Origin of the sequence: Pyrococcus kukulkanii (genome assembly GCF_041647995.1) — an archaeon.
Classification (GTDB): domain Archaea; phylum Methanobacteriota_B; class Thermococci; order Thermococcales; family Thermococcaceae; genus Pyrococcus.
The window spans coordinates 34,981-52,490 of the sequence record NZ_JARRIB010000002.1 but is presented as its reverse complement, the minus strand read 5'-3'; the positions used below and the strand labels follow the sequence as shown (position 1 = coordinate 52,490).

The window sequence follows — 17,510 nt, the reverse complement described above, 5'->3', positions numbered from 1 at the left end:
AGTGAGGATAACTTATAGGAACCTTTTCTTTGCTTTTATTTTTCTAAATGTTGTAGGGATGATTTCCCTTCCTGTCCCTCTTGTACTCTCTGAAGAAACTTCTGGAAATCAGGGGACTATAATAGATGCGTCGGAAATATCTGAGGAATGGAATATAAAGTTTATCTCAATACTTCCGCTTGATGAAAACTTTACAGTTTTACCACTTCACTTGAATTCTTGTACGCTCTATCCTTATCTTCGAAATCGTTTAATTGGTTGCTATATAAACTCCACTGAAGCTCTCATGATTTATACAAATGTGTATATAGGATGTCCTAATGTTTCAGGAATGAAAGTAGAAGTTCTTCCAGCCAATATTACCTACAGAGACGGCTTCTTTAAGGTTGTCATGGTTCCTGTTAATATATATACAGATTTCCCATTTCCATATGGGGTAGAGCTGAGATCAGAAAACGTTACAATATCCTATGTGTATCACAACTCGACTCACTTTTTCATTATAATTGAAATCCTTAATATTACTGTTTCCCCAGAAATTAGAGACACTTTTGGAATTTCCAACCCTGAATATTTTGGTTGGCCAAGAGAAATAATAATAAAATTCCTTGTAAATCGTAAGACTGGGGATGCGTACCTTATAGACGGAGACAATATGGTGTACGTAGGGACAACACCTTTTTACCTCCCAGAATTTAATCCTAAACAGTACCTTCTAACTGTTCGAGAAAATACTTATCGCTTCATCAATACTATAAAGGAAAACCCGTGGATTATTAAAGAGATAATTGAAAAGGCAAGCCTTGCTAATTCTTCCTGGGAGGCTCATCGGATAATAAGCGAGGCAACAATTAATTTTACTGAAAAAATAATGCTTATAGCAAACCATCAGTACCTTGGACTTCCCCTGAAATTTGATGGTAGTCATATTACTGCTCCTATTGATGACATAAATCTGTGGAGAGTTGCCCCCAAGGTCAAAGCCAATATTAGCGCGATATTGTCCCCCCAAATCAAAAATCTAACAAAAGATGCAGTCTTAAATTACCTCAAAAGTGGCGACGAGAAGGGTATACTCGAGATCGTAAATAAGACTCTCTATGTTAAGGAGGTTTATTATCCGTTCCTGTTTACAAACATCTTTGTTCATGTCAGTGTTCCAATTAATACTTCGGACTTTCTTCCACTACCTTTGCCGAAAAAATACGGGGAAAAACTTGGAGCAAAATATATCTTTGTTAATCTTCTTAGGAACGCTGAAAAATATCCCTACGTGTATTATGATCCACGACTCTTTACTCCTGAGAATCTTTCAGAGGGATTAAAAAATCTTGAAGCATTCCTGCCTCTTCTCTATTCGGAAATTGCTGGACAAATCTCTGGTATGCTTCATTCCAGCATGCTCAAAGGTGAAATAGATTATGAGAAGCTCGATACTCTGTATATGACTGTTTCAGATATGATAGATGATTATTTGGAAGAGGTGTATAAAGAAGAAACGACCTCACATAAGGAAGAAACCTCCAAAAAAGAGGATAGCAAGAAAGAATCCCCTAAAAAAGAGGATAGCCCTAGTTCTAAATCAGAAATAAGTAATTCAAATTTCAAAGGTTTGCTCCCTGCCTGTGGACCAGGAGTGATGTTATTATTTATATTACTTCCACTAGTGAGGAGGTGGCATAGAGAATGAAGTTGCTCTTTAGAACTTCTTTCTCTGATTATCTTCTTTTGGAAATTTTTGGCATTGTTATTGCAACATTCATAGCTAGCTTGACGACGGCCTATGTTGTTGGCACATCAATTTATAAAGCTTCAATAGTGGGAGGTGAAGTTATACCAATTCTCGGTGTACAGGGCCATCTAAGTGTCCAAAATTCTGAGAAATCACCTGAATATTATGCTAACAAATATTTTGAAATAAAAGAGAGGATAGCAAGCCTTTTTGGGAAGTTCGTTTGGTCTAATATAAATTTACTGTCAACCACGTACACAATAGGGGCGTTTGTATTCCTGTTTCCATTTGTCTATAGGATGAGAATATCCCTTGTCCCTCTACTCTTTAGGGAACCAACTAGTCTTGTTCATCTGGTTTTAGAGGGTCTCATTCTGTCTTTTCTCTTTTTATTACCGCTTTACATCTCGATCCTAGCCCCTATTATCATTGTCTCAAAGTTCTGGCTCTCTGGGGTGAGGTTCTCCTCTATTTTGTTGCTTTCTTCTATACTTATCAGCCTTCTAATACTTCTTACTGTCACAGTGTACTCTACTTATATTGTTTGGGGGAGGGGTGACTTAACAGTATTCTTCACCCTTTTGTTGGCTTTTGGATTTTCTAGCAATCTTGACTTTAATTGGAAAAGCGTGTTAATTTATTTAGGAGCTTCTATGGGAATTGTACTGGCCCTGATCATGATAGCACATAGGAGGGTAATGAAAATATGAACTGGAAAAGAACTTTTGCGATAGTATTCTCATTTTCCCTAGTTGTATCTATACTGTCATCTTTCTTTGGTGTATTCTATTGGAGTGCCTTAGGATCGTCCTATTACGGTAAGATACCGCTCCAGTCAGCTGATAAATTGCTTAAGTTTGCAAAGGTCGTGAACAAGAGTGTGGTTTATAGTTTTGACATCTTTTGGGCCATGGAGCCAGGAAAAACAAGAGTACAAGCGTATGTTGAGGGAATAAAATGCAAAAACTCAAATTATACCCTCGAGGTTATTGTAATGGATGGAAGAATCTTTAAAAATTCTGGAAAATTCTCCTTCCTTATTAAAAGAAAAGATACTTTTTTGTATCTTCATGTGAAAGTCACAATACCAAACACATGTGTCGTTAATCAAAGTTTGAGGGGCCCTGGGGTGATAATATATGCCAAGAACGAATGACCCTGTAATTATCGTGAAGAACCTCACTGTGAAGTTTCGCTATATTGTTGCACTTGAAGATGTAACCCTCTGCATTCAAGGAGGCAAAGTTTTACTTCTTGGATCAAATGGCTCTGGAAAGACTACCCTCTTGCGTGTTTTATCAGGTCTTCTTAGACCTACCAAAGGAGTTGTTAAAGTTCTTGGCTATGACCCTTTTACTGAAAGCAAGGAGCTTTACTCTAAGATGCTTTACATTAGGGATAGTGAGGATTACCCTTACATGTTAACTGTTTCAACAGTTGTGGAGATGCTTTCGGAAATTTACGGAGATTCTAAGGTAGAAAAAGCTGTAAAACTACTTAGACTTGAAGGTCACCTTTTCAAGAGAATAGGAGAGCTGTCAAAAGGGTTAAGAAGGAGAGTTGCCATGATAGAACCGATATCTAGTGATAGGGAGTTAATTCTTATGGATGAACCCTTTAGTGGTTTAGATGCCGAAAGTAGAAGGATTATAACTCAAGCACTCTCAGAACTTCCAGAAAAGGTCACACTAGTAGTCGCTAGCCATGTTCCCTTGAATATAGGAGTTGACCAAGTAATTGTCTTAGAAGGTGGTAAACTAAGTTATAACGGCCCATACAAAACCGAAGTCGTCCAGAAATACGTGGGTATAGATGGTTTTGTTTGTGACTAAAAGGCTTTAAGAAGTCCTCTATGGGCAGTATTGTTGAATAGCACAAAACTCTAACCACTATCAGTGAGACTGTTCTCAAGGTGGAACTTATGTATAAAATTCTCGAATTTGAAGACGACGAAGATCTTGGTAAGTTGCTCAAGTAGAGTTTAGCACACCTAAAAGAGGTAGCTATGCTTACCTCTTAGGAAACTTCAACACCTTTAATGGAGGAAGCTTTCGAATGAAAGAAAAGGGAGATAGGTGGACTATAAAAGTTGAACTCCCCGAGGGAATTTGGTACTACCTCTTTTCTATCGACGGGAATTTAACACTTGATTTTGGGAACAATGAGAAGGCTGTATATGGGAGGCTCTCCTATAAATTTGAACAAATAACTAATGTCGCTAAAATATTCTCAGGAGAGGAGTTCCATCGTTTCCAAGATGTCGTCGAGAAGGGAGAGTAATTGGTAAAAAGGCAAGAGCGTTATAAAGGATCTTTTGCTTGGAACGGATGAGAAGGTTGTGAGGGAGTCAAAGCTCCCAGTGCTTTTAGTGCCATGGGAATGAATACCTCCTCTAAGGGACAAGCCCCAGGGATTCTAGCAACTCCCTTATTTTCTCCCTTACATCTTCTCCATCCATCTTGTACGGTGGTCTCAGTATTGGCTTTATAGAAAACCCTCTTATGCTCATGGCTATCTTTATTGCAGAGCCAAAGGACAATGCAATGTTGTAAATCCTTGAAAGCTTTGCGAGCTTTTTGGCGTACTCAACAGCTTCCTCAAACTTCTTCTCCCTGAAGGCTTTGTATAGGGCAAGATGTAGCTCTGGGGCGAAGTTTGCACAGGCCATTATCCCTCCATCTCCACCGAGGATAAGTGTGTTGAGAAAGTGTTGATCTAAACCAGTGAATACCTTAAAGTCTTTTCTTTCTCCTTTGACCTCCAAGATGACATCTCTAATGTGGTTTATGCTGTCTATCGTTTCTTTTATGCCCGCTATGTTTGAATACTCCATGGCGAGCTTTTTGATAAGTGGAACGCTCAGGGGATTTGCACAGCTCGGAATGTTATAGAGGATTATTGGAATATCAGTTTTTTCTGCAACTAGTGAATAGTGGTGGAAAAGTGCTTCATCGTTAAGGGGGCAGTAGTATGGTGGAGCTATCACCACATAGTCGGCTCCAATGTCTTGGGCATGTTTGGTTAGCTCAACAACCTCAAAAGTGTTTGTTGAAGCCGTTCCTACTAGATAAGCTGTAGAAGTTACAAGCTCTCTACCTTTCTCTGCGAGAAACTTCTTTTCTTCAAAGCTGAGGCTAGTGAATTCTCCAGTTGTCGCGTTAATAAAAATCCCATGAACCCCTGCCTTTTGGAGGAAATTTATGTGCTCTTCTAGCGCTTGTAGGTCTATAGAATAATCTTCGTTAAAGGGTGTCACCAAAGGTACGATAACTCCCTTCATGAAAATCACCAAAAATAAATTGGAGTTGGGATATTTATCGTTTGTTTAGGAAGTAGTCTAGGGTGTTCTTTTTCGGTTTTTCCACTATCTTAACTTCCCTGCCAAGGTGCTTAAATATTGCTTCAACTGTTTTTGCTCCAATTCCCTCTATCTTCAGTAACTCCCTGGGGGTGGCCCTGGCTATGCTTTCAAAATCTTTAAATCCTGCATTGTAGAGTGCCCTCGCCCTCTTTCTACCCACCATTGGGAGCTCCATCAGCGGAATCAATTCTTCCCTCACTCCGTGTTTGACTCTTACCCTTAGCTTTTCAAGATAGTCAAGAAGCTCTTGCGACGCTCCCAGGATTTTCGCTATCTCTTTCAGGGAATAGACAAGCCATTCGGCAGTTTCAACAAGCCTGTAAATATCGCCCGGCTCCACGGAGAATTTCTCGACTATATCAGCTTCCGAAACTTCATTTATCCAAGCGTGAAGGATAAGTGACGTTTTGAATGCTCTAAAGAACTTCCTCTCATAATAGGGATCATAAGCGAGATAGGGATCGTCAGCATAAACTCTGTCCTTTAAGGAATAATACTCCTCTTCGAGTTTTGATAACTCCCTCTTAGAATAAGAGACGGGGACCATGTCAGGAGTTAGGGCAATAACATGGAATATTCCTACGGGGTTCGGATCCTTCTCTATATACTTAAAGAAGTCTTTGAAGACCTTTGCCGTCATCGGATCTATGTAAAGCTTTGCTGTCCTTGTTCCCAATGGGAGTGGAATTATCTCGTCCTCAAGGGTTAACTCTACGAATTCGTTTTCCATGAGGAAGTACAGAATTTCCTTTATCTTTGCCTCTATTGAATACGTGTCCTTTCTCTGGTATGCATAGAAAGTCCTATCTATGAAGTTTAGGATCTCTCTCACGGTTCTATAATTAAAAGTTGCTATTAGGGCGAGAATCTGGCTCCGTAAGTTGCTCTCATTCGACAGCTGGGAAAATAACTTCTCAGGCTTCCCCCTTATGTAGTAGCTTATAACGTCCCCAGGATTCTCCGTGGTAGAAACTATTATGGCCTCACCCCTCTCATCATACTTCGGTCTCCCCGCCCTACCCATCATCTGCTGTACCTCAAGGACGGGAATCCTCTCCATTCCAAAGTCGGAATACCTCCAGGTGTCTCTAATTATCACCCTAAATGCTGGCGTGTTTATCCCCGCAGCCAGGGTTGGAGTTGCAACTACGACCTTTATTAGCCCGGCCCTAAAGTTGTTCTCCACGAGAACCCTCTCCTCCCTTCCTAAGCCAGCATGATGGAAGGCAACCCCACCTTGAAGGGCTTTAGCGAGCTTTTCATTAGTTGGATTTTCCTCCAAAGAATTCGCTAACTCTTTAAGCTTCCTAAGTTCTCCTCTCGTTAACATTGACCTTACTTTCTTAGAAAGTTCAAGAGCAGTCCTTTCAGCTTTTCTCCTCATGTTCACGAACACTAGGGCACCTTTACCTCTCTTTACCGCATCGTACACTAAATCCTCCCAGGAACTGAACCTGTCAACCTCTCCATCCTCCCAGACTACGAGACCCTGATGAAAGACTCCCCTCCTCAGTTGAACGGGCCTCCACTCGCTCATGACGAGTTTTGCATTGAGCCACTCGGCAAGCTCCTCGGGATTTCCTATCGTGGCGGAGAGGCCGATTATTTGAGCTTTTCCAAGCATATGAGTTAAGATTACCTCCAAAGTTGCCCCCCTATCTCTCGAGCCTAAGAGGTGGATCTCATCTACAACGAGAACTTTCACATCTTTAATCCAGCTCGAGCCGTGCCTTAAGAGAGAATCAAACTTCTCTGCTGTAGCAACTATTATATCATATTTCCCAAGCCACTCGTCCTTTGAGTCGTAATCTCCAGTGGCCATCGCTACCCTCAGTCCAATCTCCTCCCAATCCTTGAACTCCTGAAACTTTTCCTCAGCTAGGGCCTTGAGGGGGACTATGTAGACTGCTTTGCCTCCCTCCCTAAGGAGGGTGTTAACCATGGCTATCTCAGCTATGAGCGTTTTACCGCTCGCCGTCGGGATAGCAACGAGTAAGTTCTCTCCCTCGAGAACTCCACTCTTTAATGCCTCTTCCTGGGGTGGATAAAGCTCCTCTATTCCCCTTTTCCTGAGGATGAGCTTCACCTTCTCGCTGACCTTGAGCTCTTCGACCCTCATTTCAACCAAATCATGTTAGGGAGAGAGTTTATAAATTCACAACAATGCAAGCTTCAACACTGGATCCTCTATCCAGTACCTCTTTCCACTCGACTTTACGAAGCCTGCCTTCTCTAAATTCTTTAAGTACTTGTAGACATGCTGTATCCTCTTAGGCTTCTCCTCGAGCAATTTGTAAATCTCCGAGCCCCTAAGTGGAACTTCAGATCTAGCGAGGATTTTAAGGATAGAGGTGTAGATAGGGCTGTTGTACAGGGCTAAGAAGGCCCCAATATCTCTCCTCCACTCTTCCTTAGCGTACTCGAGTGTTTTCATTAGAGCCAAATCAAGGGTATCCTGACTAGGATATCCCATGTTTAATGCTGTTAGGCCAAAGTAAGCCAAAAACCCAGGAATGCCTCCCAGGGATTCAACTATCCGTGGAAACCTCGGATCATCTCTACCAAAGCCACTCTTAAGGTACTCCACACCCTCCTCGGTGCTCCATCTTCCAAGTGTTATTGTCCTCGCTCCCCTCATGAAATTAGGTCTGTCTGGGCTTGGATTTAGGTAGTTAACTAGTAGCCCTGGCATTGACCCCGTAAAGATTAAGGAGATGTTCGTGTACGTGTCAATAATTTCCTGAATAAGGCCTCTAAAGTCGAGATTCTTCAGTCTTGCCAAGACCTGAGCTTCATCGAAAACTATAACACCTCTCTTCGTGTTCTCGGAGAAAACTCTCACAAGAGTCGAGAAATCGCTAACGAATTCATTTATGCTAGTTTTTCTGACTTCAACTTCTACCCCCTTTAGGGAAAATTTATAGGCTTTGCTAGTTGTTATGAACTTCAGTGAGGTCTTTTGAGGAGTTATATCAGCTATTGAGATGGCTTTGGCCCCTAGGAATCTTGAGAAGTTGAAGTAAATGTAGTGTCCCTTACTTTTGAACAGCTCGAGCATTGTCAAAACGACACTCGTCTTCCCAATCCTTCTCGGCCCAAGGAGTACCGATGTTTCGCCCTCCATGGAATTTTCTAAGAGTTCCTCAACGGCCTCTCTATGAGCTCTCCCCCAAAGGCACTCAAGCTTCGTGATTGGCCTTTGAGTGAAGATGTTTTTACATACCATATAAATTACACCCCATGTAAATTACATAGTGTGTAATTTAAGTCTATCCGAGGCCATCAGAGTTGGTATCACTTCACCTAACTTAAAGGGAAGGAAAAGTTCCTGGTTTAACCTTTTATAAGGAACTTCCAGATTGGTATGAACTTCAACTTAACATTTTCCACCACCATTTCATCTTCAAGATCCCACGTGATGATAATTCCCTCCCTTAGCCCAAACTCTTTTGAGAGGGCAATTAGATTGTTAATTTCCCTCTTGGGTATCTCATCTACGTCGGAGGCATAAGTTACCTGAATTGCCTCTTTCTCTCTCCCGCTAACAATTAGGAAGTCAACTTCCCGACCTCTCGTGTCTTTATAGTAGTAGATCTCGATGTCCTTTTCCCTGTAGTGCTTCCTCCTCATCAGCTCTAAGAAGACTAAATTCTCCATTATCCTTCCAATATTTTCGGAGATCCTAGGGACTATAGCATTTATTAACCCAACGTCAACTGTATACACTTTCCTCTCTCCCGTTAGCTGATCTTTAAGTTTAAAGGAGAATTTTGGAACCTCAAATATCAAATATGCACTCGTTAGATACTCAATGTAGTTTTTTACAGTCTGCAGGTTACCAATTTTGAATAAGTTCTTCAGTTTGTTGTACGTTATCCTAGCCGAAAAATTTGAAAGCACGTAAAACGCTAACTCCTTAAGCTCCCTGAAATTCCTCACGTTGTACCTAACTGCGACATCCCTAGTTATTATGTCATCATACAGGTTGATAAGAAACTCTCTGCCAAGTTTCAACGCCTCTGGAAATCCTCCAATCTTAATGTACTCGTTCAGAAGTTTTTTCACACTCGCGATGTCCCTAGTGCTATACACGTTTAAAGAGACCCCCTTGTACGTTAAAAACTCCCTGAAAGAGAATGGAAAGAGGGTGAATTTGAGGTACCTCCCGGTTAGGTAAGTAGAAAACTCATGGGAAAGTAGCCTTGCATTGCTTCCAGTGACTATTACTTTGTACTTCTCCATGAGAAAGGACACCATCTTTTCCCATCTCTTGACTTCCTGAACTTCGTCAAACACTATTGTATCAAAATAACCAAACACCTCATATCCAGCCTGGATAAGCTTCATGTAATCTTTAATATCAAAACCCAAGAGGTTTGGATCTTCAAAGTTCACGTACAGGGGATTTTGAGATGAAATAAACGCAAGTGTGGACTTTCCCGCCCTCCTGACACCCGTAATTATATAAGCATGGGGAAATTTTGGGACAATTTTAAGTTCCCTTTCAATGATCTTACCCTGTTTTAGCTTTTCCTTCATTATTTCCCTCTGATCCACCAATATCCTTTTCAAGGCTTCAACGTTCATGGCCATAGTCTAACCTTGGAGCGGGAGATATATAAAGTTTGTCACTATAGTGAATAATAACAGCGTGATGATTATCCACTATACTTAACAATTGTAGCACAGCAGAGCGGCCCTCTTAAGTAGAATAACCCTTTTACCCCCACTCCTATCGAGCCTGTAAACCGAGATCTTGTTTAAGTGGTGAATCCTCCTCCTCTCTAGGGCCACCATGCCGGTTTCCCTAAGAACCTTGACGAAGTCCTCCCACCTTATGTTAAGCCACTGCTTTAACTCGTCATAAAGCTCTTTCTCGACGACAAGGTACAATTTCCCGTCTATTAGATAGCGGATCTTCCTCTTTGGGATCTCCTTCCTGAGCCTCCACCTTGCGTGTGTTGGAGCTTGAACGGCTAAGATTGCCTTTTCCATATTCTCTCCATATAGCATTCTAAGTAAAATTTCTGCTATGTGGTTTATCCTATCCGGGACTCCTACGATGTCTCCCCTTAAGACTATCTTCCTCCTAAGCACTTCAATGCCTTTAGACTCCAGCTCCTCTCCGATCTTGGCGGTAGTTCCCTTCTTGTCACCCTTCATATCCACTATGCCACCGATTATGAACGCCTTCTCTTTTAGATCATCCTGGGATAGAACTTCCTGGGCGTTTGGATCTAGAAGAACTACCCTCTCTATTTCCTTCAATTTGAGGAACTCCGCGGTGGATCCTTCAAAGGCCCCAATCTTGTTAAGTGGTAGCTTGCTCATCCTCTTGAACTCCTCGTTGACCCAAGTTATTGCCAACCTCCTCGGCCAGAACATCCTCCTCATAACGGCGTAGGTTTCCCTGAGCTGAAGGCTAACCTTTCCCTTTTCCTTTGGTATGTGCTTATCCCAGAACATGAGGTCAACAATTATCCAGGGATAGTCGGGCAACTTGTGCAGTAGGTCTTCCCTACTCACCACTACCTCAAACTTATCCACCATGCAGGGCCTAACGTAAGCGTAAAGAGAAGGCCCTTTCTTCCTCCCTTCTAAATCCCAGGATTCCTTAACGGGCTCACCAAGCTTAACTATCGCCCCATCCCCCTCCAGAAGAAGTAAGGCCAATTCTTGATAGATATCCTCACCACTCGGCCATTTTCGTGAGAGTGTTCCAATGCTCTCAACTCCTTTCTCCTTCAGGATTTCCCTGAGAATTTCTCCCGGCCTCTTCATCGTTGGCCGAATTGAGGGTTTGTTTTTAAATCTTATGAGCAAAAATGTGATATAAGACCACACTTCAAAAATGTCGGGAGATAAAGATGATCAAGAAATTAGAAATTAAGAACTTTAGAGGGATAAGCGAGGGGAAAATTGAGGGATTCGCACAACTCAACATATTTATCGGAAGGAATAATAGCGGAAAATCAACAATTCTGGAGGCACTTGCGATAAATCTAGATCACAATTTAATTCCCCAAATAGTCAAGCGTAGAGGATGGCATGGTTTTGACAGCATTTTCTCGCTTTTCAGATTTAAAAATGTAGAGGAGCCTATTGTAATATCGTCAGATATATCTCACGTGACGCTTGAACCTGCTATGCCTACAACGGATGAGATCCAGTTTCTCGTGGAGACGTATGGTTTTATGAGAGATATCATTGCATTGAAGGTAACCTTTAAAGCTGATAATTCATCCACAAAATATCGTCTTTATTTTGACATTTCAGGTAAATTTGAGAAAATCTACGAACAACAAGACAAGAAACCGCCTGGCGATGTAGCGTTCATAGATAACCAATCGATATACGGGAAAACGCCCACTAATGCATATAATATGGTATTTGAGAGAGGATACGAGGCTCACGAAAGATTGATAGAGGTTCTGAGGACAGTATACCCCGATGTTAAGGATATTAGGATATTTTCAGAGGGGGTTGGCCCCGAAATTGTTTACAAAAAAGGCAAGGTACCCTTTTTTGTCATGGGAGATGGGTTCAGATCAGCGTATATATATCTAGCTTACCTTATGAGCGTTAAATATGGGTACATCCTGTGTGAGGAGCCTGAAAACTACCAACATCCCTCTTCACGCAAACTTATAGTTGAGGGGATTTGTAAGGCCGCAAAAGACAATCAGATATTCATAAGCACGCATAGCCTTGAGCTGATAGATGATATATTGCTGAAGTGTGAGAATATCGATATTAAATTCTTCGTTCCCACGATAAAGGACGGCGTTTTGGAGTACATCTCATTTGATAGGGAGGAAGCAGAATTCAGAAGAAGGGAATTGGAGGCCGATTTGAGGGGATGAGGAATGAAAGTGTTGCTCTGTGAAGGAACGAGGGATATGGAATTTCTATCAAATTTACTAACCAAACTGGGATTTCAAAGAGCAAGGGTTAAATATAACTACTTATGGGAAAAACTGGGGCTAAATTACAAGAAATTCACTGTTTTAAGAAATGAAAACGAGGAAATTTTCATATTTTACCCATTAGGAGGTGGGTCAAAGTCGGTAATTGGAACTATAAAGGCTGAAAGTCAAATCATAAATTGGTGCGAGAGAGGAGTTTCAAAAATAGGGCTTGCTATTGATCTCGACGATAAAACCGTTCAAGGATTGTTAAGTTCAATTGAGCACGTTCTAAAGTCTAAATATGAAGTTGTTAAAGAAGGGAACTTTTCATTTAAGTGTAGATGTAAAGGTTGTGAGCTTGATGTCATTGTTATTCCTCTTGGAGATACAAGGATAGAAGAAAAGCTTGGATTTAATGTTCTACAACATGAAATAGAAGACTTAATTCTTGACTTAGCACTTAGCAACGAAAATTTTAAACACATAATAGGCCAAGCAATAGACTTCTACAAGGAAAAGAAAGGAAAAGAACCAACTCAAAAAGCAATAGTCAAAATTCTAGAATCTTTATGCAAGGATCCCGACTATGGAACATTTGAGCTAATATCCGAGATTTTCAGCTGGAGTTCTATCAATGAATTGCCAGACTACGTTGTTGAAAGTATAAGAGAATTCATTCAATAAGGGGTTCCAATGAGGGCGATAAATCTCAATGGGAAAACGGTTAGATACAGGGTTAAAGTTAAACCTGTTAGATACGTCACAATAAGAATTCTCGAAGACGGAACCCTACTTGTCACGACGCCGGATGAGAGGATAGTGGAGAAAGTTCTCATGGAAAAGAGAAAATGGATTCTCTCGAAGCTTGAGATCGTTGAAGAAGCCCTAGCTCAGGGTAAAAAGGGCTTCCCCTTGTTTGGGGAGTTCATAGAATTGGGTGGTGATCCTGGGGAACTGAGGGAGGAGATAAGGGAACATCTCAGAACAAAGGTTAAGGAAATAGTTGACGAGGTATCCCCAAGGATAGGTGCAAGGCCCAAAAGGATCTACATAATCCCGATGAGGAACAAGTGGGGGACGGCAACGTGGAGGAAGTCGATAACGATAAACCTCGCTTCAGCGGCCCTTCCCCATAACTTGCTTCACTACCTCGTGACGCACGAATTAGCTCATCTGATAGAAATGAGGCACAGCAAAAAGTTCTGGTCCATAGTCTCCAAATTCCACCCAGACTATAAGGAGAAGAGGAGGGAGCTGAAGAAATGGTGGTTTATAGTCCATGCGAACGAGCTCTGGAGGACTATTCTCCGATGGCCTGAAGTATGACTCTCCTTCTTCTCGGTCTAGTATCTAGCTCAACGAAGAATATCTGCTGCCAGGTTCCCCTCATTAGTTCCCCATCAATTATCGGAAAGACCAAGCTCGGGCCGAGCAGGGTGGCCCTTAGGTGGGAGTGGGCATTGTCGTCGAACCTGTTGTGGAGGTAATGCCTTTCCTTTGGTATGACCTCCCTAAGCCACCTCTTAAAGTCCTCTAAAAGGCCTTCTTCATGCTCTATGGCAATTATAGCTCCCGTGGCCCCAGGAACGAAAATTAAGACCTGTCCATTGGCTATTCCACTCTCTTCGACAAACTTCTCGACTTCGCGTGTTATATCCACCAGATCTATTTCGCCCTTCGTTGAAAAGTGGAGCTCCTTCTTAACAACTCTCATAAAACCACCCAAATAAAATTGAGGAAAGTGTATAAAGTTTATTCGGTCTTGTAGATCTCCTCGCAGAACGTTACAAAGTCTGTCCATGCGGAGTGAGCCAAGAACTTTGCTTTGAGGTTAGGCTTCCCATCTTTGAAAGCTTCTTCCTTATAGGAGTATCCAACGACCTTCCCAACGAACCACGTGTGATCTCCATAGTCTCTAGCATCGACAACCTTGCACTCCAAGTTAGCTAAGGCCTCCTTTATACTTGGCACTTTAACGTTCTTTGAGGGGACTAGAGTTACGGACATCTCCTTGAGCTTTGAGGGGCCCTTTTTGGTTCCCGCTATCCACACATCCTTGAGCATTTCGAGGCTTGGAACGCTTATCACGAACTCCCCATACCTCTTCACGAGCCCATGGGTAGTCCTTTCTGGAGCTATTGCCACTCCAACCATGAATGGCTCGTAAGACACTATGGTAACCCAATCCGCTGCCATGATGTTCGCTTTTTCTCCATAACCAGAAACCACTAAGTAAGTCCTCATCGGATAGAGAAGCCTGTATGGGTGCATCTGCTACCACCAAAAAATTGGTGAAGAAAAGTTCATAAGTTTTGCTCAATCTTCTTTAACTTTCCTACGACCTCAAGGGGATCCCTTCCGAAGATGTAAACGCAGGGCTCGACGCCATAACCGCCGGGATCAACTACTACATCCCAAGATTCTTCCCTAAAAGCTCCCGCTATCTCATCTTCAGTTTCCTCTTCGCTCCTGTTTTCCTTGGAGAGATAATAGATCTTAAGACCAGATCTTTCAAGGGCATTCTTTACGTCTTCTCCAAACCTCACGTTTAAGACGGCCCTAATTGAAGGGTTGTACCTAGATATCTTAATCAGCAACCTCGCTGTATGTCTGCTAGCGCCAAATTCTGGAGGCATGGCGTAGGGTTTTCCTTTAACTAGTGTAATTCTTCCTGGAATTGCTGCAACATCATTAACACTCTTGGGGTTTGGAATAGAATGAGCAAAGTTGCTTCTTATCTCTGGAATCAGCTCGGGGAACTTCTCGTCCTTTAAAAGAATGTCAAGAGCCTTAGCCAGCTCATCGAGAATTTCTTTCCTGCTCGTTCCTGGGAGAATTTCTCGACAGACAATACCCCTGACTCCAGAGTACTTTTCATAAAGTCTACAGAACTTTTCGTCAAGGAGAAGGTCAAAAAATTTTCGCTCTAAAACTTTAATTATATCCTCCTTCCCTGCATTCTTCTCCATCATCTCAGCTATCGTTAACGCTATTGTATCTATCTCATCTTCTATCGGCTCAAGCAACTCTGGGAGAGTGTATTTGGAGAGGTACTTGCTGACCATTGCCTGAGTCACTCCAAGCTCCTTAGCTATCTTTATCTGAGAATAACCCTTCGAGTACAGTATCTTAGCTACCTTTGCTCTTATTGAAGGTAAAACTACCTCTGCCCAAAACGAGCTTGGAGTCCTCATTTCCTCCTCCCTCTTATCAGTATTGCAAGGAGCAGGATTAGGCCCGGCCCACAAATTCTCCCTGAGGATGGCAATACTGGAGTTGAGGCTGGGATTGGGTACTCTTCGTAAGCTAAGCCTCCACACTTTATGAGAACGGCATTAGAGGCGTTCAAGTATGGTATCCACTTACCGTCGTAAAATCCTATCCTGGCATTGTACCCTGCATATCCCCACTTTGCGACGCTTGTTATTTCCTCTATATCACTATCACTTATTTTTATCACACCTGCACTCTTGAGCCACTTTAGTTCAGTTTTCATTGCTTCACTTGCGTTTATTGTCCGAGGATCTACCGAAGGCATGACCCTCCATTCCCATCTTTCTGTGAAGTTTATGGGAACATTGTCTCCTAAAACATCTCTGATTTCCCTAATTTTTTCCTTGGTTAGGTTTCCCCTCACTTCTATTATTATGTTGACTTTTGCCACTTTTGCCTTTATTATCTGATCAATAGTGATGTTGTGCTCCTTTAAGCACCTTAGGAACTCTTCGTTAGGCAACCAAGTGCAAAAACCGTTATAGCAACCACACTTGGTAAGATTGAGACATACATACCACTTCCTATAAACGCAGATAGAGTATGGGCTCTCATTCTTGGAGACGCATAACTCCTTGGAACATCCAGCAACTTTACAATCGGAGTCATCTTTACACTCAAATCCCTTAAGCTTGGTGAGTATTATCGTTATATTGTCTTTCACTAGGGAGTACTCCCCAACCTCCCAACCCAGATTCTTGGCCCTCTCCTTCGTCTCTTCTACGGGAATTATGCCTTGAAATTCCTCAGAGTACCTAACTCTTTTAACCCTCTTCGTTGGTATCTGAATCCGGATGTGTAGGTAGCTTCCGTTTTCCTTAATACCAACACCCCATTCCCCAGACCAGAGAATAACTATCAGCCTTGGATCATAGTGAGACTTGTAAATGATCTTTCCCTCATACTCTACAACATTCTTCGCGTTCAAGAGGGGAGAAAGGTCATAACTACCCTTGTTCAGCTCTACTTCAACTGCATAAAAATCCTGAGGGAAGATGCAGGCCTCAGCTAAGGGCACAAAGAGCAAGAGAAGGATTAGTGGGATGACTTTTCTCATGATATCCACCAGTGAGTTAATACAATTTTCCTTCAATAAACCTTTCCCTTATCCAGTACTCTAAGAATACATCGGAGATTTTGTACGTGTCATTTTTCGAAACTATTTCCTTTTCAATTAGCTTTTTAAGGGCGGATTGGACGCTCGAGGGGGACCTAAGATTGTATTTCCTTATCGTTTCCCCGGAGAACAGATCCTTCTCTCCAGCTGCTATCATTATTAAAACCTTCCTCTGATTTGGTGTTAGAGTCTCCCACAGCACTATAAAGGAATTTTCTAGGTCAGATACTAGATCCTCAAGAACTTCGTCAACATCGTCCTTTCTCACTCTGCCTTTCGTTTTTCCCAGGTACCACAGCTCAAAACACAGCCTCTGGGTGTAGTAGGGATGACATTTAGTTAAGGAAAGGATGTAATCAACTACGTCCTCCTTAATTTCTATTCCACCCATTTCAAATGCTTTCATTATGTAAGCCTTGAAATCTTCCTTTGGGATTTCCTTTAGAACCATGTGAGCCGCAAAGTTGTAGAAGGGGCTTTCTTTGGATCGGAATATCCACTCCATTAAGTGTCTTTTGCTTCCAACAAAGACGTAGCTTACCTTGTCGTGGAGCTGAAGCTTCGACCTCAGCACTTTTAGTAACCCTTCGAACTTGGATAACTCCTGGAACTCATCAAAAACAACGACGACTCTCTTTTTCCTATCTTCAGCGAGTTTTTGTGGCAAATCAATGGCATCTTTCCAACTTTCTGGACTTTTCTTGAATTTCACTTCAAAATCGATTCCATATTCTGTCTTTATCATTACACTGGCCTGTATATTAGCAAGAAGCCTCTTCACGGCTTCACTAAAGCTGCTATAGCTTTTTAGTACTTTTCTAGTTATCTCCTCAGCGAGCTCCTCCCTTGAAGTTATGGCATAGCAATCGATAAATATCGGAATAACGTCATTTCTCAATTCTTCAATAGCCTTTAGAATAAGAGATGTTTTTCCAAACCTTCTAGGAGAATACAATATGACGTTTCTTCCACTCAGAATATAGGCCTTTAGTCTCTCCACTTCTCGTTTTCTGTTTATGAACTTATCTCCCCTAACCGGCTCTCCAAACACGAAAGGATTTTCCATTACTCACCACCAAGTTACTTAATCCTAAGTTACTTAACTTTAAGTAATTTGCC

Annotated in this window: 17 protein-coding genes and 2 pseudogenes; 9 read left to right on the top strand and 10 right to left on the bottom strand. The window is 41.9% G+C overall.

Features of this window, described 5'->3' with window-relative positions; genetic code table 11:
- The first annotated feature begins 1 nt into the window (after position 1).
- The 6 genes and pseudogenes from P8X24_RS04295 to P8X24_RS04270 all read left to right on the top strand — a co-directional run.
- Positions 2-1,690 carry a hypothetical protein gene (locus tag P8X24_RS04295; protein WP_372914245.1) on the top strand — a complete coding sequence of 563 codons (1,689 nt, stop codon included), beginning with the start codon at positions 2-4 and terminating at the stop codon, positions 1,688-1,690.
- Positions 1,687-2,442, top strand: coding sequence for a hypothetical protein (locus P8X24_RS04290; protein ID WP_372914244.1), 756 nt, complete (start codon positions 1,687-1,689; stop codon positions 2,440-2,442). Before P8X24_RS04295 ends, P8X24_RS04290 begins: the two co-directional genes overlap by 4 nt.
- A complete protein-coding gene (locus P8X24_RS04285; protein WP_372914243.1) occupies positions 2,439-2,888 on the top strand; it encodes a hypothetical protein in 450 nt (149 codons plus the stop codon). Before P8X24_RS04290 ends, P8X24_RS04285 begins: the two co-directional genes overlap by 4 nt.
- A complete protein-coding gene (locus tag P8X24_RS04280; RefSeq protein ID WP_372914242.1) occupies positions 2,872-3,564 on the top strand; it encodes an ATP-binding cassette domain-containing protein in 693 nt (230 codons plus the stop codon). The genes P8X24_RS04285 and P8X24_RS04280 overlap by 17 nt, the downstream gene beginning before the upstream one ends.
- A gap of 205 nt (positions 3,565-3,769) precedes the next feature.
- Positions 3,770-4,012 (top strand): annotated as a pseudogene (locus P8X24_RS04275) (alpha-glycosidase); the annotation flags it as partial.
- A gap of 7 nt (positions 4,013-4,019) precedes the next feature.
- Positions 4,020-4,115 (top strand): annotated as a pseudogene (locus tag P8X24_RS04270) (universal stress protein); the annotation flags it as partial.
- Between the two features lie 9 nt (positions 4,116-4,124).
- Here the strand turns inward: P8X24_RS04270 and P8X24_RS04265 are convergent.
- The 5 genes from P8X24_RS04265 to trm10 all read right to left on the bottom strand — a co-directional run bounded on the left by P8X24_RS04265 (position 4,125) and on the right by trm10 (position 10,874).
- On the bottom strand, positions 4,125-5,012 hold the full coding sequence (locus P8X24_RS04265) for a dihydrodipicolinate synthase family protein (RefSeq protein ID WP_372842022.1): 888 nt from the start codon (positions 5,010-5,012) through the stop codon (positions 4,125-4,127).
- A gap of 34 nt (positions 5,013-5,046) precedes the next feature.
- Positions 5,047-7,212 (bottom strand): ATP-dependent DNA helicase, encoded by a 2,166-nt coding sequence (locus P8X24_RS04260; protein WP_372914241.1) that lies wholly within the window; start codon positions 7,210-7,212, stop codon positions 5,047-5,049.
- A gap of 36 nt (positions 7,213-7,248) precedes the next feature.
- Positions 7,249-8,319, bottom strand: a complete 1,071-nt coding sequence (locus P8X24_RS04255) for an AAA family ATPase (RefSeq protein WP_372914240.1) — start codon at positions 8,317-8,319, stop codon at positions 7,249-7,251.
- A 107-nt stretch (positions 8,320-8,426) separates the two neighbouring features.
- Positions 8,427-9,686: an ATP-binding protein gene (locus P8X24_RS04250; protein WP_372914239.1), complete on the bottom strand. Its 1,260-nt coding sequence runs from the start codon at positions 9,684-9,686 to the stop codon at positions 8,427-8,429.
- 78 nt (positions 9,687-9,764) lie between these two features.
- Entirely contained in the window at positions 9,765-10,874 is a 1,110-nt protein-coding gene (gene trm10 / locus P8X24_RS04245; protein ID WP_372914238.1) for a tRNA (guanine(9)-/adenine(9)-N1)-methyltransferase, read from the bottom strand.
- Positions 10,875-10,960: 86 nt separating this feature from the next.
- On the opposite strand from trm10, the gene P8X24_RS04240 reads away from it, so the two are divergent.
- From P8X24_RS04240 to P8X24_RS04230, 3 genes are read left to right on the top strand one after another with little or no spacing between them, the layout of a single operon-like run.
- Entirely contained in the window at positions 10,961-11,956 is a 996-nt protein-coding gene (locus tag P8X24_RS04240; RefSeq protein ID WP_372914237.1) for an AAA family ATPase, read from the top strand.
- Positions 11,957-11,959: 3 nt separating this feature from the next.
- Positions 11,960-12,685 carry a DUF3226 domain-containing protein gene (locus P8X24_RS04235; protein WP_068321395.1) on the top strand — a complete coding sequence of 242 codons (726 nt, stop codon included), beginning with the start codon at positions 11,960-11,962 and terminating at the stop codon, positions 12,683-12,685.
- Positions 12,686-12,694: 9 nt separating this feature from the next.
- Positions 12,695-13,327, top strand: a complete 633-nt coding sequence (locus P8X24_RS04230; RefSeq protein WP_372914236.1) for a M48 family metallopeptidase — start codon at positions 12,695-12,697, stop codon at positions 13,325-13,327.
- On the opposite strand, the gene P8X24_RS04225 is transcribed toward P8X24_RS04230, so the two are convergent.
- From P8X24_RS04225 to P8X24_RS04205, 5 genes are read right to left on the bottom strand one after another with little or no spacing between them, the layout of a single operon-like run.
- Positions 13,302-13,715, bottom strand: coding sequence for a secondary thiamine-phosphate synthase enzyme YjbQ (locus tag P8X24_RS04225; protein WP_372914235.1), 414 nt, complete (start codon positions 13,713-13,715; stop codon positions 13,302-13,304). The genes P8X24_RS04230 and P8X24_RS04225 overlap by 26 nt on opposite strands.
- Positions 13,716-13,753: 38 nt before the next feature.
- Complete coding sequence (locus P8X24_RS04220) at positions 13,754-14,272, bottom strand: flavin reductase family protein (RefSeq protein ID WP_372914234.1); 519 nt, start codon at positions 14,270-14,272, stop codon at positions 13,754-13,756.
- Between the two features lie 32 nt (positions 14,273-14,304).
- Complete coding sequence (locus P8X24_RS04215; protein WP_372914233.1) at positions 14,305-15,195, bottom strand: thiamine-phosphate synthase family protein; 891 nt, start codon at positions 15,193-15,195, stop codon at positions 14,305-14,307.
- The gene (locus P8X24_RS04210; protein ID WP_372914232.1) at positions 15,192-16,331 is read right to left on the bottom strand and encodes a CGP-CTERM-anchored Cys-rich protein; all 1,140 of its coding nucleotides are present in this window, start codon (positions 16,329-16,331) and stop codon (positions 15,192-15,194) included. Before P8X24_RS04210 ends, P8X24_RS04215 begins: the two co-directional genes overlap by 4 nt.
- Before the next feature lie 16 nt (positions 16,332-16,347).
- Positions 16,348-17,457, bottom strand: coding sequence for an AAA family ATPase (locus tag P8X24_RS04205; protein ID WP_372914231.1), 1,110 nt, complete (start codon positions 17,455-17,457; stop codon positions 16,348-16,350).
- Positions 17,458-17,510 lie beyond the last annotated feature (53 nt).